This is a genomic window from Sphingobacterium sp. HMA12 (assembly GCF_002933815.1).
GTDB lineage: Bacteria > Bacteroidota > Bacteroidia > Sphingobacteriales > Sphingobacteriaceae > Sphingobacterium.
In genome coordinates this window covers 200,563-223,631 of record NZ_BEYR01000005.1, presented here as the reverse complement: position 1 = coordinate 223,631, position 23,069 = coordinate 200,563, and the positions used below count along the sequence as shown (strand labels likewise).

The 23,069-nt window shown below is 40.5% G+C and carries 23 protein-coding genes, 1 other RNA gene and 2 pseudogenes; 10 read left to right on the top strand and 16 right to left on the bottom strand.

Annotated features, from left to right (window positions below):
• The first annotated feature begins 80 nt into the window (after window positions 1–80).
• On the top strand, window positions 81–194 hold the full coding sequence (locus tag HMAT_RS27820; RefSeq protein WP_158656048.1) for a helix-turn-helix domain-containing protein: 114 nt from the start codon (window positions 81–83) through the stop codon (window positions 192–194).
• Between the two features lie 471 nt (window positions 195–665).
• Here the strand turns inward: HMAT_RS27820 and HMAT_RS27490 are convergent.
• The 4 genes and pseudogenes from HMAT_RS27490 to HMAT_RS21960 all read right to left on the bottom strand — a co-directional run.
• A pseudogene (locus HMAT_RS27490) lies at window positions 666–881 on the bottom strand (IS66 family transposase); the annotation flags it as partial.
• Window positions 882–1,067: 186 nt separating this feature from the next.
• Window positions 1,068–2,615 (bottom strand): IS66 family transposase, encoded by a 1,548-nt coding sequence (locus tag HMAT_RS21970; RefSeq protein ID WP_104384986.1) that lies wholly within the window; start codon window positions 2,613–2,615, stop codon window positions 1,068–1,070.
• Between the two features lie 35 nt (window positions 2,616–2,650).
• Complete coding sequence (gene tnpB / locus HMAT_RS21965) at window positions 2,651–2,950, bottom strand: IS66 family insertion sequence element accessory protein TnpB (RefSeq protein WP_158656047.1); 300 nt, start codon at window positions 2,948–2,950, stop codon at window positions 2,651–2,653.
• A complete protein-coding gene (locus tag HMAT_RS21960; protein WP_233789501.1) occupies window positions 2,905–3,288 on the bottom strand; it encodes a hypothetical protein in 384 nt (127 codons plus the stop codon). Before HMAT_RS21960 ends, tnpB begins: the two co-directional genes overlap by 46 nt.
• Before the next feature lie 126 nt (window positions 3,289–3,414).
• On the opposite strand from HMAT_RS21960, the gene HMAT_RS27110 reads away from it, so the two are divergent.
• On the top strand, window positions 3,415–3,672 hold the full coding sequence (locus HMAT_RS27110) for a hypothetical protein (protein WP_158656046.1): 258 nt from the start codon (window positions 3,415–3,417) through the stop codon (window positions 3,670–3,672).
• A 289-nt stretch (window positions 3,673–3,961) separates the two neighbouring features.
• On the opposite strand, the gene HMAT_RS21955 is transcribed toward HMAT_RS27110, so the two are convergent.
• Window positions 3,962–5,254 carry a hypothetical protein gene (locus HMAT_RS21955; RefSeq protein ID WP_104384984.1) on the bottom strand — a complete coding sequence of 431 codons (1,293 nt, stop codon included), beginning with the start codon at window positions 5,252–5,254 and terminating at the stop codon, window positions 3,962–3,964.
• A gap of 721 nt (window positions 5,255–5,975) precedes the next feature.
• Between HMAT_RS21955 and HMAT_RS21950 the strand changes: the two genes are divergently transcribed.
• On the top strand, window positions 5,976–6,176 hold the full coding sequence (locus HMAT_RS21950; protein ID WP_158656045.1) for a hypothetical protein: 201 nt from the start codon (window positions 5,976–5,978) through the stop codon (window positions 6,174–6,176).
• A gap of 198 nt (window positions 6,177–6,374) precedes the next feature.
• Here HMAT_RS21950 and HMAT_RS21945 read toward each other — a convergent pair.
• Window positions 6,375–6,776: pseudogene (locus HMAT_RS21945) on the bottom strand (transposase); the annotation flags it as partial.
• A gap of 413 nt (window positions 6,777–7,189) precedes the next feature.
• Window positions 7,190–7,954 (bottom strand): monofunctional biosynthetic peptidoglycan transglycosylase, encoded by a 765-nt coding sequence (mtgA, locus tag HMAT_RS21940; RefSeq protein ID WP_104384982.1) that lies wholly within the window; start codon window positions 7,952–7,954, stop codon window positions 7,190–7,192.
• 136 nt (window positions 7,955–8,090) lie between these two features.
• On the opposite strand from mtgA, the gene mutS reads away from it, so the two are divergent.
• Complete coding sequence (gene mutS / locus HMAT_RS21935; RefSeq protein ID WP_104384981.1) at window positions 8,091–10,697, top strand: DNA mismatch repair protein MutS; 2,607 nt, start codon at window positions 8,091–8,093, stop codon at window positions 10,695–10,697.
• 100 nt (window positions 10,698–10,797) lie between these two features.
• Here mutS and HMAT_RS21930 read toward each other — a convergent pair whose 3' ends face one another.
• Window positions 10,798–11,943 (bottom strand): hypothetical protein, encoded by a 1,146-nt coding sequence (locus HMAT_RS21930; protein ID WP_158656044.1) that lies wholly within the window; start codon window positions 11,941–11,943, stop codon window positions 10,798–10,800.
• Between the two features lie 94 nt (window positions 11,944–12,037).
• Between HMAT_RS21930 and HMAT_RS21925 the strand changes: the two genes are divergently transcribed.
• Window positions 12,038–12,745, top strand: a complete 708-nt coding sequence (locus HMAT_RS21925; protein WP_104384979.1) for a tRNA1(Val) (adenine(37)-N6)-methyltransferase — start codon at window positions 12,038–12,040, stop codon at window positions 12,743–12,745.
• Window positions 12,746–12,748: 3 nt separating this feature from the next.
• Entirely contained in the window at window positions 12,749–13,243 is a 495-nt protein-coding gene (locus HMAT_RS21920) for a metallophosphoesterase (protein ID WP_104384978.1), read from the top strand.
• 151 nt (window positions 13,244–13,394) lie between these two features.
• Here HMAT_RS21920 and HMAT_RS21915 read toward each other — a convergent pair whose 3' ends face one another.
• Entirely contained in the window at window positions 13,395–13,730 is a 336-nt protein-coding gene (locus HMAT_RS21915; protein WP_077437903.1) for a MerR family transcriptional regulator, read from the bottom strand.
• Between the two features lie 224 nt (window positions 13,731–13,954).
• Between HMAT_RS21915 and HMAT_RS21910 the strand changes: the two genes are divergently transcribed.
• On the top strand, window positions 13,955–14,314 hold the full coding sequence (locus HMAT_RS21910; protein ID WP_233789500.1) for a hypothetical protein: 360 nt from the start codon (window positions 13,955–13,957) through the stop codon (window positions 14,312–14,314).
• Between the two features lie 82 nt (window positions 14,315–14,396).
• On the opposite strand, the gene accD is transcribed toward HMAT_RS21910, so the two are convergent.
• The 5 genes from accD to dprA all read right to left on the bottom strand — a co-directional run bounded on the left by accD (window position 14,397) and on the right by dprA (window position 18,633).
• Window positions 14,397–15,239 carry an acetyl-CoA carboxylase, carboxyltransferase subunit beta gene (gene accD, locus HMAT_RS21905; protein ID WP_104384976.1) on the bottom strand — a complete coding sequence of 281 codons (843 nt, stop codon included), beginning with the start codon at window positions 15,237–15,239 and terminating at the stop codon, window positions 14,397–14,399.
• 221 nt (window positions 15,240–15,460) lie between these two features.
• Window positions 15,461–15,558: signal recognition particle sRNA small type (gene ffs, locus HMAT_RS21900), an RNA gene on the bottom strand.
• Window positions 15,559–15,709: 151 nt separating this feature from the next.
• Window positions 15,710–15,937, bottom strand: coding sequence for a DUF6814 family protein (locus HMAT_RS21895; RefSeq protein WP_104384975.1), 228 nt, complete (start codon window positions 15,935–15,937; stop codon window positions 15,710–15,712).
• Entirely contained in the window at window positions 15,930–17,432 is a 1,503-nt protein-coding gene (locus HMAT_RS21890) for an MFS transporter (RefSeq protein WP_104384974.1), read from the bottom strand. The genes HMAT_RS21895 and HMAT_RS21890 overlap by 8 nt, the downstream gene beginning before the upstream one ends.
• Before the next feature lie 79 nt (window positions 17,433–17,511).
• Window positions 17,512–18,633 carry a DNA-processing protein DprA gene (dprA, locus tag HMAT_RS21885; protein WP_104384973.1) on the bottom strand — a complete coding sequence of 374 codons (1,122 nt, stop codon included), beginning with the start codon at window positions 18,631–18,633 and terminating at the stop codon, window positions 17,512–17,514.
• A gap of 325 nt (window positions 18,634–18,958) precedes the next feature.
• On the opposite strand from dprA, the gene HMAT_RS21880 reads away from it, so the two are divergent.
• Together HMAT_RS21880 and HMAT_RS21875 are read left to right on the top strand one after the other, a co-directional pair.
• Window positions 18,959–19,192, top strand: coding sequence for a hypothetical protein (locus HMAT_RS21880; RefSeq protein WP_104385130.1), 234 nt, complete (start codon window positions 18,959–18,961; stop codon window positions 19,190–19,192).
• Window positions 19,193–19,268: 76 nt separating this feature from the next.
• Complete coding sequence (locus HMAT_RS21875) at window positions 19,269–19,859, top strand: hypothetical protein (protein ID WP_104384972.1); 591 nt, start codon at window positions 19,269–19,271, stop codon at window positions 19,857–19,859.
• On the opposite strand, the gene rsmG is transcribed toward HMAT_RS21875, so the two are convergent.
• Together rsmG and HMAT_RS21865 are read right to left on the bottom strand one after the other, a co-directional pair.
• Window positions 19,860–20,498 (bottom strand): 16S rRNA (guanine(527)-N(7))-methyltransferase RsmG, encoded by a 639-nt coding sequence (gene rsmG, locus HMAT_RS21870; protein WP_199768734.1) that lies wholly within the window; start codon window positions 20,496–20,498, stop codon window positions 19,860–19,862.
• 21 nt (window positions 20,499–20,519) lie between these two features.
• On the bottom strand, window positions 20,520–21,683 hold the full coding sequence (locus tag HMAT_RS21865; RefSeq protein WP_233789499.1) for a glycosyltransferase: 1,164 nt from the start codon (window positions 21,681–21,683) through the stop codon (window positions 20,520–20,522).
• A 226-nt stretch (window positions 21,684–21,909) separates the two neighbouring features.
• Between HMAT_RS21865 and tgt the strand changes: the two genes are divergently transcribed.
• Window positions 21,910–23,040, top strand: a complete 1,131-nt coding sequence (gene tgt / locus HMAT_RS21860) for a tRNA guanosine(34) transglycosylase Tgt (protein ID WP_104384970.1) — start codon at window positions 21,910–21,912, stop codon at window positions 23,038–23,040.
• Window positions 23,041–23,069 lie beyond the last annotated feature (29 nt).

The following is a 23,069-nucleotide window of genomic DNA, read 5'->3' as shown; positions in this document are numbered from 1 at the left end:
CCCCATATATTCTCACTAGAAGGCTGCCACCATAATCGTCTAATTAAGGTCTAATTGTCGGGGTATTTAAGTCAGACATTATGTATAAAGTAGCAATGCATAATACGATAAAAACACTGCTATCCCACGGGAAATCCATATGTGAGATAGCCTCGGAACTTGGGTTGTGCCGCAAGACCGTTTCCCGAATATAGGAAGACCTGTCCCATGGTTTAGAGTAGCCGTTGTGCCAGTTGGGGCAAAGCTGCTTGACGACTGCTTGGATGATACCCAGATGTATAAGGAAATGGGTTTGGGTACCATACTTATCCATCAGCACCTTCGTAACTAGTATGTTGGGGATGAATCCTACCCAAGTATGGGAAGGAGTATCGAAACATTAAAGAAGCAGAGTTTTTTTCCCTACATAGCGATCTGGAAGAAGAATGCCACGTAGATTTCGTGATATATGGGCAGGTTCCACAGAAATGCCCATCCTAATAAAAGTAAGAAATTTTAATGATTCGGTACGATAACCGTTTCGGCTTTTATAAACTGGTGACCAGCCAGCGGGTTGACGAATTTCTGGACTGCCATATTAAAGCTTTCGAGTACTTTGGAGATATTCCGCGTACTGTCAAACTTGACAACCTGAAATCCGGGGAGCAACGTGTCCGGCCGACGAACTACATGTTTGATTGCAGTGTAATATCCTTAAAGTTCTGCGGATGAGATTTTTAAAATTTTTGTGGTTGATGGACATGATATTTTCCAAGTTATATTTCAACCACTGGAACCAGTTTACTTCCTGTTTTTTACAGATGGCAAAGAATGAATAGATCATAGCGGCACGCTTTGCTTCTTCATGACTGCTAGCAAAAGAGGTAGTTTTTTCGTCTCAGCTTATGTAAAACTTTACATAAACTGGGTTATACATAATCATGTGTTTTATTAATGGTCACAATGTCGTGGCCATTAATAAAACAACTATTAAGATACTTAACGCTTTTGATCAACTTATACTTGATGCAAGCGAAGAACTGTCAAACAAGCTTCTAAGATCCAAGAGTACGTATCCGCCCTATGAACTACATATTTGATTTGTCGCTAATTTGTTTATAGTTCTGCGGGTAAAGGTCTTTTATATTTTTATGGTTTATGGATGCTATGTTCATTAGCGTATGTTTTAACCACTGGTACGGGTTCACCTCATGCTTTTTACAGATAGCAAAGAATGAATATATCATCGCCGATCGCTGAGCAGCCTCATGACTTCCTGCAAAAAGATAGTTTTTGCGACCGAGGGCCACGGGTCTGATAGCATTCTCCACGAGGTTGTTGTCTATCTGCAGGCTTCCATCGTGCAGATATGCCGAAAGCGCATCCCATCGTGCAGTGGCATAGGCCATGGCCTTTCCTATTTGGCTTTTTGGCAAGGTGTTCTTGATTTCTTCAAAGATCCATTTGCCCATATCGTTGATGATATCCAGCGAGTCTTTTAGACGAAGCTCCTTGATCTGTTGGGGTGATAGGTTTTCTTCTTTTGCCTTACGCTCGATCTTATAAAGCCCCTGTATCATCAGCAGCGCCTTTTCAGCCCTTGGGCGATCATTGCTCAAGGCTTTTTCAAACTCACGACGTGCATGTGCCCAGCAGGCCAGATGGGTGATATCTTTCTTTTTGCCATATTTATCATAGGCGGGATATCCATCCGTCTGCAGATAACCCTTAAAGTTATCCAGCATGGATTTAGGCACGTGACCACCACGTGAAGGATTATAGTCAAACAGTACGGTCCTGTCCAATGGGCAGTGGTATACCCAATACCAGCCCTGATGGGCAGCGCCTTTTTTATCGCTGTCAAGTACTTTTATGGGTGTCTCGTCAGCCTGCAGGTAACCTTTTGTTCTTGTATCGAAGACCAATTGTTCATAAAGTGGCTCAAGCTTGATCAGCGCTTCTTTTGTCCAGCCTTCGATCGTGGAAGAAGCGATCTGTATATTTTCCCTGGCGAAGATCTGTTTCTGTCGGTACAGCGGGAGGTGGTCCTGATATTTTCCGGTCAGTATCATCGCTAATAAGCCTGCTCCGGGGATACCCCTGTCGATGACACGCTCGGGAAGTTCGCCGATACGTACGCCATCTCCATTTTTAGGCGTGTATTTATAGCGGATATAACGTTTGATATAGAACTTTGCCGGTTCGCACTCCAGTTCTTCGGTGACCTCTTTTCCGATGCAGATCATATCCGATAGGTCACCTTCGGGATAGATCCTGATCTCTTCTACAGGTAGATGTTCAGGTAACTTAGCACGTCCCTTATGGTTAGGGCGCTTGCGTGTATACTCGATCTTTTGTTTGGTTTCTTCCTGCTGTTGCTCTACTTCTACAGGCCCTGCTTCAAACGGGAGTGCGGTCTGGTTGGGGTCGCCCTCAAAACGCTCACGCTTCTGTCCGAACTGTATGCGTTTGTACATGGCAAGCTGGGATTCCAGATATCCGATCTTTTCGTCTTTTTTGGAGGAGTCTTCGAATAGGGCTGTGATCTTTTCGTCACGCTCTTTCAATGTACGGTCACGGCTGGAAATAACCTTCAGAAGGTCTTCTTTCGAGAGGGATCCCAGCGCTGTTTCCATATCCTAAAGATACGGTTTTACCAGCATTCCCGCAATCAAAAAAGCTGTTTTCCGGGCAGTGAATAACGTTTTTTCTGTATGCTCTTTACCACCTGTATACCCTCGACCAGCAGTACCAGGCCACTCCAGGAAAACTCCCTCTTTTTAAGTCCCGGTGAGCCAAAAGTACCCTGCTCCAGACGCTTGTAGTACAGCACGAAGCCCCCGTGCTCCCAGTGTAGCAGCTTGATATGGGTACGGCTACGGTTTAGGAACACGAATACCTCTCCACTGGTCGGCTGCCGCTGCATCACCGATATAACCAGGCCGCATAGCCCGTCAAAACTCTTGCGCATGTCGCAGTGTCCATCATATAAATAAAAACGGTGAGAAGACCCCAATGAAAACATATCAGTAAAGACGGATCAACTGGGAAAGTAGACCAAGATCGGTATCTACCTTGATCCGCACCCCATTGGGGTAGATAAACCTCAACATCGCCTTTTCTGCCGGTATTATCCATCGCTACAAAGCTTCCGCTGGCAGTATCGTTTTCTTTACTGCGCGAAAACCAATAATAAAATGTAGCCTCATTGACACCATTTTCCTCGCAGTAGCGTTTCTTGCTCAGGCCGCTCTGATGCCAGTCTGCTATCATCGCAAACATCTGCAATCTTTTTTCTTCTTTGCTCATCTAGCAAAAATAACAACTCGGAAAAATTATTCATAGACGGTGTTTATCGGGCGGATACAGAGTACTGTCAAATGGTACTGCAATTATTGGTGGTGCATGTAGCAACAGTTAGTGAAAAACGAGGCCATGAACTTCAATTCGCAGATTGGGCAGCTATACCTACTCGATTTATTTGGTAAGTTTGATTGTTCTACACTTTCCAAGTGCAACAAAGATATTGTCAAGATTGTCAACGTACTTTGCGAGTTTTATGATACCAGCACACTGGCCGCCCCTAAAAGAACGCTTCGCAGTCGACAGTGTCATCGACATGCAGATGAAGGAGTTCGTAAGCTATCTGGAATCAATCAGACTAAAGCCGTTAACGAACAGACATGCACTTAGCGCGTACACGGAACTACGAGCTGTATCCCGATGATTGTGTTCGAACAGCACGAAGAGGATGCGCTGCTCCCCTGCTAGCAGCAAGGTGTGAGATCAATGGAGTTGGATTCAGAAAAGTTACGCGCCCGGCACATATGAGCTACCGTCATAATTATTATTCGGTGACCGAGGGGATACTTAACAAGAAAACGGTTTACCGACTTGCAGCGTAAAGAAAAAGTAATCCCGATTGATACCTGCTGCAGAACTGTACACTACGCTATAGAAAATGCCCCTTGAGATTGTAATTTTAAACTCTACCTAGCAACACACTTTTTTTGAACAATTTTTCTAGTTGTTCTTTAGTCAATAGGTATGAAGTATTCCATACATAATGCTGCGCGCGCATTTGCGCGTCTATATCACTATTATTTCGAGAAACTGATATAGTTGGAAATAATACAAGTTTATTGCTAGTTATAGATGATAATTGTTCTTCATAACATAGCATATTGTCAGGAATGAGATCTAATATATTCTGAAAACTGCTTTTATATAATACAATAAAGGATGTACCTAAAAAACTATCTATCCAAAAAAAACTATTATTTATAAATAAGATATTATTAGCTTCCCCTAAAAGAGCACATAATAACATTTTAGTTTTAAGATAATATGCATTTATAATTGCCTTTTTAAAATTAGAACAGTTGTAATCAGTGGTAAAAGTATGCGTATCGTCACACACAATGATAACATCTTCGTCCGCCATTTTAGCCCCCATTACAATGTTTTTCAATGTATTTAATCGATCAATGGATCCATCGGCTAATTTAACAAGAGATGCAAATCTTAAATCAAACTCATTTTTGCCCTTAAATTCGATTTTCAAATGTTTAATATCATATTGAGCATGGAACGGAATGACATATGTTGGAATATTAAAATCTAAATCTTCTACTATAAATCGATTATTTACTTTTCGATAATATGCATCTATGGTTAAAATCTTTTTAAATCGCTCCTCTGAAATTTTAAAATAACTTTCAACATCTATTGTGTTGTTTTTTTTCGTTATGTCTGAGTATCCAAAGGACTTCTGGACAGAAATTTGTGGAAATATTGCAAAAATATTACTTGTATATTTTTTTAATTCGATGTCCATATTTTGTGAAGGCCCTAGGTCAATCTCTAGAAATTTCTCAAAGAATTTCTGAAAGACAATTGTAAATTGAGCCCCACTAAAATTCTCTATCCAAAATAAGTTGTCATTGTAAGGTATTGCGTTCTGAAATCCACTAACACCTCCTAAGAGAATATCAAACTTATCGTACATTCCGCACGATACGCATGCTTTCAATTTATCCCATGTGTAAGCAGATGTAAACATATGATCATCTTCACATATTAAAACAAATGGCAAACCTTTAGTTTTTGCATCTTTGACACATATCTTAAAAGATTCCATAAGGCCAATAGAGCCAACGACATGTTTGATACCTTCTATATAAGTGACATCAAATTCATGCCGATTTTCGAATTCTTGTTTTATATGTTTTAAACGATCGTATCGTTCTATAAGGTTAATTACGTAAGTCTTCATTTTTCATTTTTTAATAATAATTTGATTTTATATGAAGTAGCCCATTGCAAGAGGATAGAGATATTATGATGCTTGTAATCTTTATCAATATTAAAATAGACAAATTGCTGTCTTCTCTTTTCCATGCTCAGTGTTCTTGCTTAATTAAAAGGTGATTTGGAACCAGATTAAACTTCTTTACATTGAGTTTTTTATATATTCTTCTTCGACAATACATTTTTAATTATTTGTAGGTGCCTTAAGCGAGAATAGGTAATACTTATGTTGGACCTCCTACACAACTGTGCCCGAAAGTTTGATATATTTCTGGCTAATTGGGTCTTCCAATTATTAAGGAATAGTACGCATCCAGACATTAATCCCCTAAGCTTCGAGTTAAGGAATCAATATACAGATTATTTACCGGTTTTTCCTGTCTTAAGTAAATTTCTTTAATGTCCATAAACTCATTTTTAACTCCGTACGAAAGGAATTCTGAATTCTAAGTTTTTTTATTACACACCTATATTCCATTATTAACTGGAAAGACATAGTCGCAATGAGATTATGTCAGTTGTCGTTATGAGCTAGCATTATTGGTTGTAAACGTAAAAAAGAATGTTTTGAAGAAAAATATAATAAATAGTAATTGGTTTTTTTATTTTTTTTTATTTTAATTTTTTTTATTAATTTGCTGTAAATTATAAATAATTATGGTATGAAAAAAATCAAAATTAGTGTTATGAATGTCGAGGATGTTCTTACAAGAGAGGAAATGAAGAAAATGATCGGCGGATTCGGGTCACATACGCCAGGCAGTATGTGTACAACACAGTGTGGGGCAGAAAGCAAAACCTATACATGTAGTGACGGTATTCAATGTTCAGCGGTAGCTGGAGTAGGTATATACTGTGGGATGCATTTAGCGATGAGTTGCGCTTAAGAAACAAATGGTACTTGAACCTTCTGAATGAACAAATTGAGTTATTAGATTTGTAATTATGGGCTCGATATTCAATTGGGCCCATTCTGTTTAACTTGAGTTTTATACTTTATTATCATAATATCGAAGACAGTATTTAAGATCTTTTTTTATTGGTCCATAGATCCGTATCCGCCGGACGAAACACATGTCAATTGATTTTTTGAAGTTTTGCGGGTAAAGCTCTTTTATATTTTGAGGTTTATTGATGCTATATTCATTAGCGTATGTTTTAACCACTGAAATGGGGTGACCTCATGCTTTTTGCAGATAGCGAAGAATAAGGTAGATCATTGCTGCACGCTGTGCTGTCTCATGACTTCCTGCGAACATCCAATTTTTGCGTCCCAGGGCAACTGGGTGAATGGCATTCTCGATAAGATTATTGTCAATCTGCAGATTTCCATCGCGCAAATATTCCGACAGCATGTCCCAACGTGCGTATGCATAGGCCATAGCCTTCCCTATCCGGCTTTTCGACAATGTGTTTTTTATCTCCTGGAAGATCCATTTACTCATATCGTTGATGACCGGGAGTGACTCTTTGAGCTGTAGCTCCTTGATTGAAATAATGAATGGTAAATAATAAACTGACTACTACAATGGTCTTTTTTTGCCGTGTTACATATTCTATCAGACCAAACATGTTCAGTCATTTCTAATGTTCAATGATCGGGACACATGAGATAGGATCGAAATATATACGGATTTTATTTCAAAAATAGGCTTTCTTTACGAATTGAGTCAAACATCAATCTTTTAAATGTACTGAAGATCCTTTTCCTTTGTTTATAAAGCTAGACCATCTCTCAATTTGATCAAAAATTCTTTACCAGGGGACTGAAATGAGCGATATTGCTGTTCCGGCTTTTTACAAGCTTAAATTAGATTTAAAATTTTGTTGCTTTTTCTTATCATTAAAAATGTGATTAACTATTGGGAGCACAGAAATGTGATACACTTTGTGTTATAGACTATTCAGGAATAGTATAATGATGCATATACTTTGCAATTGCATTTGCTCTTCTGTTGACATAAGCAGAAGGATTACGCGCATCCCATTCGCGGGGATTTGGCAGGATAGCAATAATCAATGCGGCCTGTTTTTTGGAAAGATTGCTTCCGGTTTTGCTAAAGTAGTATTCAGCCGCGGCGTCAGCGCCATAAACTCCCTGTCCCATTTCAATGACATTGAGATAGACTTCAAGAATACGTTTTTTACTCCAGAAGGTTTCAATTAATACGGTAAAGTAAGTTTCGAATCCCTTTCTTAACCAGGAGCGTCCCGGCCAGAGAAAGACGTTCTTAGCGACCTGCTGACTGATTGTACTTCCGCCCCGCAGTTTTTTACCCTGCGCATTTTTCTTGATGGCATTTTGAATACCCTTTAGGTCAAAACCCCAGTGGGTCATAAAATGGGCATCTTCACCGGCAATGGCTGCTAGTTTTAAATTGTCCGAAAGTTCGTCGTAACTCAACCAGTTTTTTTCTAGTTTAAATCCCTTTCCCTGTTCCTTGAGTTCAAAGCCACGTTGAATCATGAGCCAGGTAATAGGCGGGTTAATAAAGCGTAAGCTAATTACCCAAAAAAGGCTGATACCAATAAAATAGAGGACGACTCTGCTTATGATGCGTAGAATGGGCGATTTGATAGACTTCAACGGATTGAAGGAAACTTTTTTAAAGGTATTTTTTTGCTTGCTGGCAGTATTTTGCTTACCAGATCTTTTGATGGCCATGACTAAATTTTTTCGGATACAAACTTAGCGTATATTCTTGTTTAATGGAAATGATTTTATCGAGAAGTTGAGCGTATTGTTTGTCAAAGCGACGATATTATCCTATTTTTACGCTTCACAAATTTGATTTTAGAAGTTGGCAAAAGAAAAGAAAGTAACTCCGTTGATGCAACAATATAATGCGATCAAGATTAAGTATCCCGGTGCGTTATTGTTGTTCCGTGTTGGCGATTTTTACGAGACATTTGGTGAGGATGCAATCAAGGCGGCTCAAATTTTGGGTATCGTTTTGACAAAACGAGGAAATGGTTCGGAATCCGAGACAGCTTTGGCGGGTTTTCCACATCACTCTCTGGAGACTTATCTCCCTAAATTGGTGCGTGCAGGTCAACGGGTAGCAATCTGTGATCAGCTGGAGGATCCTAAAACAACCAAAACAATCGTCAAACGTGGCGTCACGGAATTGGTTACTCCTGGAGTCTCTTATAATGATAACATTGTTCAGCAGAAATCGAACAACTATCTGGCCTCTATTTTTACAGATAAAGATAAAATCGGTATTGCTTTTCTGGATATTTCGACCGGAGAATTTCTAGTCGCTCAGGGAAGTACATCCTATATAGATAAATTGCTTCAAGGCTTCAAGCCGACGGAAATCATTTTACCGAAGAAACAGAGCAAGGATTTTATTGAGCAATTCGGCGCACATTATTACACTTATTTTTTGGACGAATGGCCGTATACCGGTGATTATGCTACTGAAGCTTTATTAAAACATTTTGAAGTTGCCTCCTTAAAGGGGTTTGGTGTGGAACGTATGTCTGCAGGCATCGTCGCGGCGGGTGTTGCCCTACATTACCTCAATGAGACGGAACACCGTAACCTACAACATATATCGACACTTTCCCGCATTGAAGAGGACCGGTTTATGTGGCTGGATCGATTTACGATCCGCAATCTGGAACTGATCGGTTCCATGAATGAAAATGCAGTTACACTGTCAGATGTCCTCGATCATACAGCCAGTCCAATGGGCGCACGGCTTTTGAAGCGTTGGATTGTCATGCCATTGAAAGATAAGAAGGGGATCCAGGAGCGTTTGGACGTGGTGGATTTCTTTTTTAACAATCGTGAACTGCGGGACGAGCTGATCGGTCAGATCAAACAAGTTGGCGACCTAGAGCGGTTGATATCAAAGATCGGGCTTCAAAAGGCCAACCCGAGAGAGATCGTTCAATTGAAACGTGCTTTACATGCCATAGAAAAACTCAAGGAACTGACCGACCGTAAGGATGCGCAATCGCTGGTCCTGATATCTGATCAATTGGATGCCTGTGCCGCTATTCGAGAACGAATAGAACAACAAATACAGGCTGAACCGCCTGTGGCCATCAATAAGGGCAACGTCATTGCTGCGGGAGTCGATGCTGAATTGGATCGCCTTCGTAAGATTTCTTTTGGCGGTAAAGATTATTTGTTGGAAATTCAAAAAAGGGAATCGGAACTGACGGGTATCCCGTCCCTAAAGATCGCATTCAACAATGTATTTGGTTATTATCTTGAAGTAACAAATACACATAAGGACAAAGTTCCAACGGAGTGGATCCGCAAGCAAACTTTGGTCAATGCGGAACGATATATCACAGAGGAACTGAAAGAATATGAGGAGCAGATTCTTGGAGCCGAGGAAAAGATCCAGGCATTAGAAAATAGGCTCTACGCTGAACTATTGGTTGCGATTGCAGAATACATTAAGCCGATTCAATTGAATGCACAGCTGATTGCCAAGTTGGATGTGCTACTTAATTTTGCCATTGTGGCAGAAAAAAACTATTACGTCAAACCGGAGGTGAGTGATAGCAAAATTTTGGATATAAAAGGTGGGCGCCACCCTGTCATTGAAAAAAATCTGCCGATTGGTGAAGATTATATTACCAACGACACTTATCTTGACCCCAAAGCACAGCAGATTATTATTATCACCGGTCCGAACATGGCGGGTAAATCGGCTTTACTTCGCCAGACGGGGCTAATTGTCTTGATGGCGCAGATTGGTTGTTTTGTGCCAGCCAAAGAAGCCAAAATAGGTCTTGTAGATAAAATTTTTACCAGGGTAGGGGCTTCGGATAATTTGTCCTCCGGGGAGTCTACATTTATGGTGGAGATGAATGAAACCGCCAGTATCATGAATAATCTTTCGGATCGAAGTCTGATCCTTTTGGATGAAATTGGACGTGGTACAAGTACGTATGACGGAATTTCGATCGCCTGGGCAATAGCAGAATATTTACATAATCATCCTGCTGCCAAAGCGAAGACTCTCTTTGCGACACATTATCATGAATTGAATGAATTGTCAACCTCGCTTGACCGCATAAAAAATTATAATGTTACGGTCAAGGAGGTCAATAGTAAGGTGATCTTTTTGCGTAAGCTCGTACCCGGAGGATCCGAACATAGTTTTGGTATTCATGTTGCCAAGCTCGCCGGAATGCCGCCGAAGCTGTTGAACCGTGCCAATCAAATTTTAAAACGATTGGAACAGGAACGTACAGGAGGAGAGCAGATTAAAGATAGTATGCGTAAGATTCAGAAACAGGCTTATCAGTTGCAAATGTTTTCCATAGATGATCCAGTCCTGAATAAAATCCGGGACATGTTGAATAACCTGGATGTTAACTCACTTACTCCAGTGGAGGCCTTGATGAAATTAGATGAAATTCAGCGTTTGCTAAAAAATTAGATAAAAACAGCTTGGCTTATTGTGCGTGTCGATCCCGAGGATCTTGCGTTAACAGGCGCAAGAGCGCTTCAAATGTGGACGCAATTGATGATAAAGAGAATTAGAACCTGAAGAAGAATGCTGCAGTTCCGTAATTCGATTGTATCGGTGTCAAGACCTTGCTACTCGCATCATAAGGAGCATAGTGGTAAGCCACCTCAACTCCGACATATTTCTGGTTTTTCATCTGAAAAAGAGAGGAAAAACCCAAGCCTAAGTGAACATTATTAATGGTTACCATGCGATCGTTGTAACCGCCCTCATAATAGTAACCATCTGGGTCATAATATCCATCTGAATAGATGCTTTCGGTGATGCCTGTATCTGTAATATCTATCCCTATTATTCCCTTGGGAATCAGGATGCATTTTTCATTGTCAAAAATTTTATAGCCCACAGAACCGCCTATAAACCCCGTTGCGGAAGAATTGACCGTAACATCGGATCCTTCATAATTATAGGCGATATTTTTATCATTTGAATTGATCCGCACATTGAAACCACCCTCGAATATCAATTTGCGTTCCAATGAACTCATTAACATAAATCCAAACATGAAATTAGTTCCAAAAACCTTGTTTGCGCCTCCAAGGGGACTCATCACACCGATGAGTGGAACATAGCCCAGTTTGGATCTGCTTCGGTTTCCGTAGGTCTGTGGGCGATTCATCGGTTGTTCGGTATTCTGGGGAGCTTGTTCATCTTCAGGGCTATTGGTGTCGGCAAACAAATGAAGAATAGTTCTTTCATCATTATTGAGCGTATAATTGCCTGATGACAAGAGCGCCTTGGCTCTGATCTTGATTAAATTATCCAAGGGATGTCGCAAGGGGTAGAAATTGTACTTTCCTTTATTTTGTTCATACTGAGACGCAAAATCATCCTGGTCTGCAGCATCTAAACGTTGAACAAATGTCTTGTCCAATTGATTACCGATATAACGTTCTATTTCTGTACCACTATCTTTTTTATCGATAATGAGCAGGAGAATACGTAGGCGTTGGCCGAATTCCGTTACGCCACAGCTGGCCTGTAAGGTATTCAATAAGGGGTCAATTTTGTCGAACTCATTGCTGTTCAGCGCTCCTGTTAGTAAGGGAAGAATCTCTGCGGTATGTTTTTCGCATGTTTCTTGCGCCCAAGTTTGTTGTGGAGCAAGAAAGCAAATGAAAGCAAATACTGCAAAAATGAACTGACGGATCATCATGGCTTATGGATTTATCAGTGACTAATTTAATAAATAAATTGAATGATGTCTTTGTTATTTGTGGCAAACATCTCAAAAGTTTTATCTTTGGCTCATGGCGTCGATATTTCGATTTAAACAATTTGAAGTTGATCAATCCAATTGTGCGATGAAGATCAATACAGATGGCGTATTGCTGGCATCGTTGGTCGATACGGATGGTGCGAGGCGCATTCTGGATGTTGGTACGGGCACAGGTGTGATCGCACTAATGCTTGCTCAACGAATGATTGATAGCCAAGTGGAGGCTGTGGAGATAGACCAACTTGCAGCAGCGATGGCGAGCAGAAATTTTAATAATTCGACGTTTAAGGATCGGCTCGTATTGCATGCGACTGCTTTTCAGCATTTACAAATAAGCGATCACTACGATCTGATTGTATCGAATCCTCCTTTTTACACAGATTCACTGCATAACCCAGATATCCGGAAAAAATTAGCCCGGCATACGGATCTGGACTTTTTTCAAGAATTACTACAGTTCGCATCGTCGTATTTAACTTCTAAAGGTAAAATAGTACTGATTCTTCCTACACAGCTGGCTGAAACAGTAACAGCATTAGCAATAGCACATCGCTTGTATTGTACTGCTGAAATTCAAATAAGCTCCTTCGTTGGGGATCCTGTGATTCGAAAGATCGTCACTTTTGGACGTATACCAACAGCGACGGTCGACCGACGTGAATTTGTGATTTATAAATCCAGGGGCGTTTACTCGGAATCGTACAAGGATGCTTTAGCGCCTTATTTTTTAGCTTTCTAGACTATGACAAAAATTGGACTTCTTTCGGATACACATTCCTATTTAGATGAATCTGTATTCAATTACTTTGCTGATTGCGATGAGATTTGGCATGCCGGGGATTTTGGGGACGCTGATATTGCGGATCAGCTGGAAGCATTTAAGCCTTTGCGTGGGGTGTATGGAAATATTGACGGGAAAGATCTTCGCTTGCGTTTTCCCGAAGATTTAAGATTTACCTGCGAGGAAGTGGAGGTTTTTATGACCCATATTGGTGGCTATCCAGGGAAGTATGCTCCTCGAATCAAGGCCGAGCTATTGGCTCATCCACCAAAATTGTTCATCACTGGGCACTCCCATATCCTCAAGGTTATTTTTGATCCAAAAATCCGTTGCCTTCATCTCAATCCAGGAGCTGCAGGCAAACATGGTTGGCATAAAGTCAGAACACTTATGCGCTTTGAGATCAATAAAGACAAGATCGAAAACCTTGAAGTGATTGAGCTCAAGGAGAGATAGCCCATAAATAGATCTATTTATGGAGTTTGTAAGATGAGATTTTATCAGTCTGAAAAACTGCTGCTCGTTTTATAGTGCGTTTTTGCTTGGCGTCATCCATCTTTAAAGGACCGGGCTATGACTAAGACCTTAAGATGAATATATAGATTTCTTACAACGAGTCACGTACCTCCAACAAGAAGCTTTTTAGACGTTCTAAGGAATCCACAACGCGTTGATTTTCTTTTGCTTCGGATTTGTTGTCACGGAGATAGTCTCTTGCACCTTGTAGTGTATATCCTTTTTCTTTTACCAGATTGAAGATGATTTTGAGGTTTGCGATATCTTCCTGCGTAAAGAGGCGATTGCCCTTTTTATTTTTCTTGGGTTGAAGAATGTCAAACTCACGCTCATAAAAACGTATCTGGGATGCATTTACATCAAACATCTCTGTAACTTCCCCCATTGTATAATACAATTTATTTATTTCACGCTCTTTGTACGGCATATCTTCGCAATTAATCTATAGCAAACTTAATAAAAATTCCAATTCAAAAAGAAATTTTGCGGTTTCTTATTTTAGCTTGCCGGGAAACAAAGCGGTGAAAGAGAGCCGGTAATTGGAATTCTGACCTATCTATGATCTTTTGGGATTATGACATAGCAAGTTGTTCTTGTAGCGCTAGGATGCGCATTGTAAATAAGGACTAAATTAGCTAAGTTTGACTGGGATTGAAACCTATATGGACAGATCGGATGATTATCGTTAGCAAATTTTGGACAAATTTATTCTCGTTTGGGAAAGCCAATGCAATTACTATTTTTCCAATTATATTTCTGAAACATGGATTTTTTAGGGACAACGAGGAGTTGATCCGCCATGAGCGTATCCACTTGCGGCAAGCCTTAGAGTTGGGGATTATCTTTTTTTATCTGTGGTATTTATGCGAATTTGTGGTTCGCTTTGTCCGTTTTCGGGATTTTGACAAAGCTTACCGCCAGATTTCCTTTGAACGGGAAGCTTATCGCCACGAAGATGATCCTGTCTACTTAACAAGAAGAAAAATCTGGGCATTTTGGCAATACATATAATTAGTTCGATCAGCAATTTAGATTGCATAAAAAAGGCTCTTAAAATATATTAAGAGCCTTTTTGTATATTTAATTTTACGTTTTAACCGACCAATTTGAGATAAGTAGCCACTTTGTTTTTTAATTGTCTACGGTCAACGATAAAATCCAAGAATCCATGTTCAAGTACAAACTCAGATGTCTGGAATCCCTTAGGAAGGTCTTTTTTGATTGTTTCTTTAATAACACGAGGGCCGGCAAATCCGATCAACGCGCCGGGTTCAGCGATATTAACATCTCCCAGCATGGCATAAGATGCTGTTACTCCGCCTGTGGTCGGGTCAGTCAATAGACAGACGTAAGGAAGTCCTGCTTGTGCTAATAACGCCAATTTGGCTGAAGTTTTTGCCATTTGCATCAAAGAGAATGCGGCTTCCATCATACGTGCACCACCTGATTTTGAGATCAACATAAAAGGAATTTTATGCTCAAGACAGTAATCAATGGAGCGCGCGATTTTTTCTCCAACGACAGATCCCATCGATCCACCAATAAAGCTAAAGTCCATACAAGCGATCACGATGTCCTGGCCATTCATTTTACCGTGACCAGAGCGTATCGCATCTTTAAGGCCTGTTTTTGCTTGACTTTCTTTTAAGCGTTCAGGGTATGGTTTTGAATCGAAAAATTCCAGTGGATCACCAGAATTTAGGTTAGGGAATAGTTCAGTAAATTCGTTATTGTCAAATAAAATTGAAAAATATTCTTTGGAGCCAATTCTTAAATGATGGCCACAATATTGACAAACATAGTCATTTTCTACTTGTTCAAGATGCAACAGTGGTTTTTTACAGGTGGGACACTTGTTCCACATGCCATCCGGTGCTTCTTTTTTATTAGCGGTAGCTGTGCTAATACCAGCTTTTTCTCTTTTAAACCAACTCATACGATAGTTCTTATTCGATTACAAACTTAGATAAAAATGCTTTTATATACAATTATAATTGTGTTGAATGTAAATAGCAGTAAATCAATTGTTTCGTTTGGTACGGATGCTCGTCGATAAATTGGAAGCGGATGAGACACTCTATTTGAGTACATATTGTCGGGCTGAATTGGCCGGGTTGAGGTTAAGGACAATCCCTGATCAAAAATTTGGACACAAAAAAAGGGTAAGCTACTTCTATCGCACCGCTCAACCAAATACCCTTGCTTTGTTCCCAACCTGGGGGAGTCAATGGGAGCTGGTCGTAGAAGACTTACCCGCCACAAAAGTAGAAAAAAAAATAGTTTTAGGAAAGAAAAAATGCCTTTTTATTCTAGGGTGCTGATTCTCATTAGAATAAATTGTTCTAAGGGCCATCTTGCTGGTATAAATTATCCATTAAGATGGCCATGAAGTGTTTTTTTAATGCATTACATTTTCTTTCTGTCGTACTCGCCCAACAAAGAATAGTAACCAAACAGACCCAAACCAAGGGAAATGATCGGTGTTAAGATACAGAGTATGATGATACCAAAGACCAGATCCTCTTGATGTCCTGTTGAAATCTTTGGTAATGCCAATTCAAAAATGGAAAAGTATGCGGTGTATATGGCTAAAAGGATCCATACAATACCAAGAAGCTTTTTTAGATTATTCATGGTTCGGAGGTGTTGATTTGTTGTTGATGTATAGACTACCAATAATAAAGCAGACGGCGGCTATAAGGATGGGATACCCTAGTCCCGCCAGATAAAACTGTGGCGTATGCGATGCTTCTGCATTTGTGGTAAGGTAGGTAGAAACTGCCGGAAGGAGTCCCCCAAATATGCCGTTGCCCACATGATAAGGTAAAGACATGGAGGTATATCGGATTTTTACGGGAAATAGTTCGACCAGAAATGCAGCAATAGGGCCGTATACCATCGTAATATAGATGACCTGAATAAATATGAGGGCAACGAGCAGTATGTAATTTTTACCTTTCAAATGCACGGTTGTTTTGACTGTTTCTTTTCCTTTTAGTTCACCTTCCTGATGTTGTATTTTTGAACTGGTCATTTCTGTCCCATCGGCATATTGGCTTTTTGTGATGGTAACAATGGTTGAATTTTGCTGTATGGTCGGTTCTGTTGTTTCGTCCAGCTTGTTTTTTTGCTGTACATTTGATAGCTGATACATGGATTCGTAGATTGGACGATAGGTCAGTACAGCCAGGAGCATACCGCCCAGCATAATCCATTTGCGACCAACCTTATCGCTAAGCCATCCAAATACAACAAAAAATGGGGTTCCTAACAACAACGCGATACCTAAAATGGTATCTGCCTGGTCGGATTGCAGGTGCATGACTGTTTTCATAAAACTCATGGAGTAGAACTGCCCCGTGTACCAAACGACTCCCTGGCCCATGGCGGCGCCAAATAAGGCTAGTAGCACAAATTTGAGGTTGTAGCGATTTCCGAAACTTTCCTTTAGTGGATTGGTACTTGTTTTACCTTCTGCTTTCGCTTTGCTAAATTCAGGTGATTCCTTCATTTTTTTGCGGATGAGGTATGAAACATAGACCATCACTAAGGAGAGCAGGAAAGGGAGCCGCCATCCCCAACTGTCAAATTGTGTCTCACTCAGAAAACTTTTGGTTAAAAGAATAACCACAAGCGATATAAACAACCCAAATGTGGCTGTGGTCTGTATCCACGAGGTCCAATAACCACGTTGCCCCAAAGGAGCATGTTCGGCGACATAAGTAGCTGCACCACCATATTCGCCGCCCAGCGCGAGCCCTTGTAAAAGCCGTAGGATCAAAACAATCAATGGCGCCCAGAAACCGATCGTTTCATAGCTCGGAATACAGCCAATCAGGAATGTTGCGCCACCCATCAGCATGAGTGTTACCATAAAGGTATATTTGCGCCCTATGATATCGCCCAAGCGGCCAAAAAACAATGCGCCAAAAGGTCTTACGACAAATCCAGCGGCAAAAGTAGCCAATGTCGATAGAAACGCCGCTGTGGGATTGTCGGCAGGAAAAAATTTCGTTGAAATTACGATGGAGAGACTTCCGAAAATAAAAAAATCATACCACTCAATGAGTGTGCCCATGGATGAGGCGCCGATGACTTTCCAGATGCTCTTTGTACTGTTTTCGTTCATTAATAATCGGTTTAGTGTTATGTTTGCTTCGTGTCGAAATTGAATTAATTTTTACCTTTATTCGTTTGCCTTGAGACAATCACTTGGCCACCAATGGTGACTGCCCTAGCGACTTATATATTTTTCCTGGGAGTGACCGGATCAAAGATTGCATTTCCAATTCTAACAAGACCAGGGCTAGCTTACTCTGCGGCCAGTTGAGCACCTTGATCATTTGATCAAGCTCCAGTTGTCCACTTACGTGAATGAGATTGAACAGGCTTTCCTGGTCTTTAGTCAAACGCAATGGGAGGGCTAGCTGCTGGTTTGCATCGTTTTTTTTACTGATTTCCCAATTCATGACATAAGCGAGATCTTGTGCCTGTCTGATCATGTGGGCCCGATTTGTTTTGATCAGATAGTTGGTTCCTTCACTGCTTTTTTCGTAAATGGATCCAGGAAAGGCACATACGTCTCTATGATAACTATTTGCAATTTCAGCAGTGATTAATGCACCGCCTTTGTCCGCTGCTTCTACCACGATCGTAACGTCAGCCATACCGGCGATAATGCGATTACGCATTGGGAAATTGACCCGTTCGGGTATGGTCTCTGCGGCGAATTCGGTCAATAATCCTCCCTCTTCGAGCATTTTTGATGCAAGTTCGCGATGTGATGCTGGGTATATCCGGTCCAGCCCATGCGCTAATACTGCGATGGTTGGAATATTATTTTTTAAGGCATTGCGGTGTGCTAGGGCATCAATTCCGTAGGCTAGTCCACTGACAATCAGTGTGTCCTGGTTTTCGTTTAAATCACGGATCAGGTCCTCGCATATTTTCTGCCCATAATGCGTCGCATGTCTTGTACCGACGATGCTGATGACTTTTGCTGCGTTGAGCACAGCATTTCCCTTGTAATATAACATGAGGGGAGCATCGTCACATTGTTTTAGTCTATTGGGATATTCCTTATCTTCGATCCATAGCGCTTTAATCTGATGTTTATCTATAAAAGCGAGCTCTTTTTCGCAGGCTGGCAGGTAAGTTTTGTTACGGATAGCATCGGCGATAGATGCCTTCACCCCCGGGATCTGCATCAGTTCTTTTTTTGAATAAGAGAAGAAATCCGCTAAGCTGTCGCAATGGGCCATGATATTACGCGCTGTTCTAGGGCCAATGCCCTTGATCTTAGTCAAAGCTATGGGATAGATTAGTTTCATAATTGGGTACTTTAAATATAGTGAAAAATTATAAATCTCGTAGTGCTTTTTCATTAGAATTGATCATTTGATTTTGGGACTGCTTTCTACAAGTATTAAGTGGGCCGTTTTCTCTGATCAGCCATAGTCCGGAGATCGTATTGCTGGTCGTATACCGCACAATGATCGAATATTGATTTATATATGGCCTAGAACAGTATTTGCGCTATCGTATAGGGGGAAGCTGTGATTTCGGAAGCGTTCCTTTTAGGGTAACAATTTTGGGCTGTTTTTGGGAAGAATGTTTGGATTTGGTAGCTTTGTCGGATTAACAATATTTTTTTGCATGGAAATGAAAGAACCTTTTGATATAGAATTGGGCGACATGATTTATTCTGTTTTTCCGGAAGAGGAAGATACCTATGTGATCTTTAAAGATGGAATGGAATATGTGAAAATTATAAAGGATACGGATACGACTTGGCTGAAGCTAAATCCTGAAACCGAATTGCCGATGTTTGGTATGGATGAAGAGGTCAATCTGATTGGGGAGGAGATCAAAAAGGAACTGAGCCGATAGGACAGAAAGTTAAAGATGGTTAAAATCATTTCGCACTTGTCTGACGTTGATTATTTTAGGGTAATCAATTATAGATATGGCACGTATTGGTTTCCTGTTTTTAATCGCTCTTTGCATTTATTATGCCTTTGATCGGCCGATTTTCGCGCACCCTATAGCAGTTATTTTGCAGGATACCGTGAAGAAGAAGAACGGAAAAGATACACTCCGACTGGATACGATTCAGATTGATCCTAAAAATAACACTGCCGAGGATAAATTTAACGAGAAAAAAGAGACGTACAGTTCCATTTACGCTTTGGGGGATACAAAAGAAATGGTGAATTTACCCAAGAAAGGGGGCATCGGCTTAAGTATCAGTAAACTTTACAATAAGTTGAGCCGAAGGGGACGGCATGCAAGAAGACTTCAACGCGGGTTCGAAAGTGAATATGAGTCTGATCTCATCCGTGCAGAATGGTTTCCTTTAACAACGAAGTATACGACATTATCGGGGGACTCTTTACAAAAATTCAGGCAGTATTATGAACCTTCATTAAAATGGGTGCAGCAACTCGGTACCTATGAAAAGGTCGCTTATATCCAGAAATGTTTGAAAAATTATCTAGACTCAGTGGAGATCATCCATAGGCAATTGCAATTGCCCATGGATGAAGTAAGACTTTGATTACATAGGTACATATACTAAATATTTTGTATCAAAAAAGTCCTCTTTAAAATAGCCTGAGAGCGGGTACAATTCGGCTTTTAGTTTGGATTCTTTGATTTCTTCGCTCAGGTCGCCACCTTTCAGATAAAGAATTCCGTTTGGAATTCCGTTTTTATCTTTCTTTGCGAATTTGTTGCGAATCCAGGGGGTAAATTCCCCAAGTCTGGTTACTGCGCGCGAGATGACAAAATCATATTTGTCGTCCAATTGTTCTGCCCGAATATGGTCGGCTTCGACATTTTTCAGGCCTAATCCGGCCGCAACTTCACGGACTACCTTGATTTTTTTTCCGATCGAATCGACTAAGTGAAACTTGACTTCCGGGAAAAGGATCGCCATGGGAATGCCCGGAAACCCACCTCCGGTACCGACATCCAAAATTTGTGTTCCCGGGGCCAACTCCTGCACAAATTTGGCGATACCCAATGAATGTAATACGTGATGGAGATATAGACTATCAATGTCCTTACGTGAAATTACATTGATCTGACTATTCCAAAAAGTATAAAGGTCCGCAAGTTTGGCAAACTGCTCTTTTTGTATATCCGTTAATTTCGGAAAATAGGAGTATATGATATCGACTGTAGGATTCAACATGTGATTTTTTAAAGGGGTGAATTATTTCCAGCTTATTTTTTTCTTTTTTCGGCTGAACAAACCATTGATACAAATATAGAAATAGTAGATGAAGTCTACCAAAGGAAGCCACCAAATCAGTTCTTTCACTTCGAGTTTCTTGTAAATAGATGAGAAAACGGCCCATTGGGCGAATAGTCTGAGCAGGTAAGCGGTAAGTGGAACGTACCAGAACACAGGAAAAGCAATCGCAACAGCAATCAAGGTTACGTAAAACAGTACCGCAGATACGAGCTGGGTACCCAGCATGCGCTGGTGACGTTTTTTATAAATGGTGGAGGCTCCCGAATGTCTTGCTTTTTGTTTATAATAGCTTTTCCAAGTTGTTTTGGGAGCCGAGTAAACAATAGCGGTTGGTGCGAGGACGATATTGACATTGGTTGCAGTGGCATTTTGGTTGACAAAAAGATCATCATCACCGGATTTGATATGCATGTGGGCTGCAAATCCTTTGTTGCGAAAGAAGAGTTCTTTTTTGTAGGCCATGTTTCGACCCACGCCCATATAGGCATCTCCTTTGAGCGCATAGGATAAATAGCTCATCGCGGTATGGCTCGTTTCGAAGCGAATCAGCAAATTGAGTAAGCTTCTTTTTTTAAAATAAGGCGAGTAGCCCAATACGATTTCGGTCTCCGGTCTAAAAGCTGATGCGACCTCTTTCAGCCACTGATTAGATTGAGGAGCGCAATCTGCATCGGTAAATACCAGTGTCTGATGTTTTGAAGCCTTGATCCCCATACTTACAGCGAATTTTTTGCCATGCTTCAATCGGATATGCTCTTTGATGTCGACAATTTTTAAATGGGCATATTGCTCAACAAATTCCTGGAGTATCCAGGGTGTTTCGTCGGTCGAAAAATCGTTAACGACAATAACCTCAAAATTGGGATAATCTTGCTCAAGGATACTGGGCAAGTATTCACGGAGATTATCCTGCTCATTGTGCGCACAGATAATGACAGATATTGCCGGGAGATCCGTTCCCTCCTGATAAGCTTCAATTTGGTACCTGCTTAATTTGCTGTAAACAAATAAGATGTAATATAATTGTGCCAATAGGAAAAGACCTAATATTCCAAATATAATATATGGAAGATTGGCCAAAAATACATGTAGGTCAAGCATAGCCCACAAAGATAAGCGCATTCATAATCTTTTTATAAAGGAAAATGATAATTTATTCCTGAAACATCCTGTTTGCAAATCTTTTTGTAGTATTTTTGCAACATATTTTAGGAAAGGACGGGCGTAAACATTCACGTAAGCGGAACCAAATTTCCGTTGTGGGAAAACTGTCTTGCGCATATTAACGGGAAAAACACATGTGGAAGTCTGTCTACTAAAATGAAATTAGTCTCAGAGGAAAATATTAATGAAATTTACGCTACAAGCACAAGATACACTATCAAAAGCACGTGCGGGTGTTGTCGAAACTGCACACGGTCCCATTCAAACTCCTATCTTTATGCCTGTTGGCACCGCTGGTACAGTGAAGGCCATCCATCAGCATGAGTTGAAAAATGATATTGAAGCACAGATTATTTTGGGGAATACCTATCATCTTTATCTGCGTCCAGGATTGAACGTATTGAATAAGGCTGGGGGATTGCATAAGTTTAATGGCTGGGATCGTCCGATCTTGACGGATTCTGGCGGTTATCAGGTGTACTCCTTGACAGAAGTACGTAAGATTAAAGAAGAAGGGGTTACTTTCCGTTCGCACATTGATGGTTCAAAACATCTTTTTACGCCAGAAAACGTGATGGATACGCAGCGTATTATCGGTGCGGATATCATCATGGCATTTGATGAGTGTACGCCTTATCCATGTGATTATGGTTATGCACGTCGTTCATTGGATATGACTCACCGCTGGTTGAAGCGATGTGTAGATCGTTTTGATAGCACTGATCCCCTTTATGGATATGATCAGACATTATTTCCTATTGTGCAGGGATCGGTTTATAAAGATTTAAGAATAAAATCCGCAGAGACAATAGCATCCTTTAATCGGGATGGAAATGCAATTGGTGGATTATCCGTGGGTGAGCCAGCAGAGGAAATGTACGAGATGACCGAGGTGGTTTGTGATATTCTACCTCAAGAAAAACCACGTTATTTAATGGGGGTAGGTACTCCTGTAAATATCTTGGAAAATATCGCTTTGGGCGTTGATATGTTTGACTGTGTGATGCCAACGCGTAACGCGCGAAATGGTATGTTGTTTACACAAAACGGTATCATCAACATCAAGAATGAAAAATGGAAAGATGATTTTTCGCCTATTGAAGCAGAAAGTGATTTACATACCGATCAATTCTATTCAAAGGCTTATTTAAGACATCTGATAAAATCACAGGAAATTTTAGGCGCACAAATTGCTTCATTACACAATTTACATTTTTATCTTTGGTTGGTCAATCAAGCCCGGGAAAAAATCATAGACGGTACATTCTATGACTGGAAAAATAAAATGGTGAAAATCTTGGATCAACGTTTGTAATGGAGTCAAATAAAAAAATAATATAGATA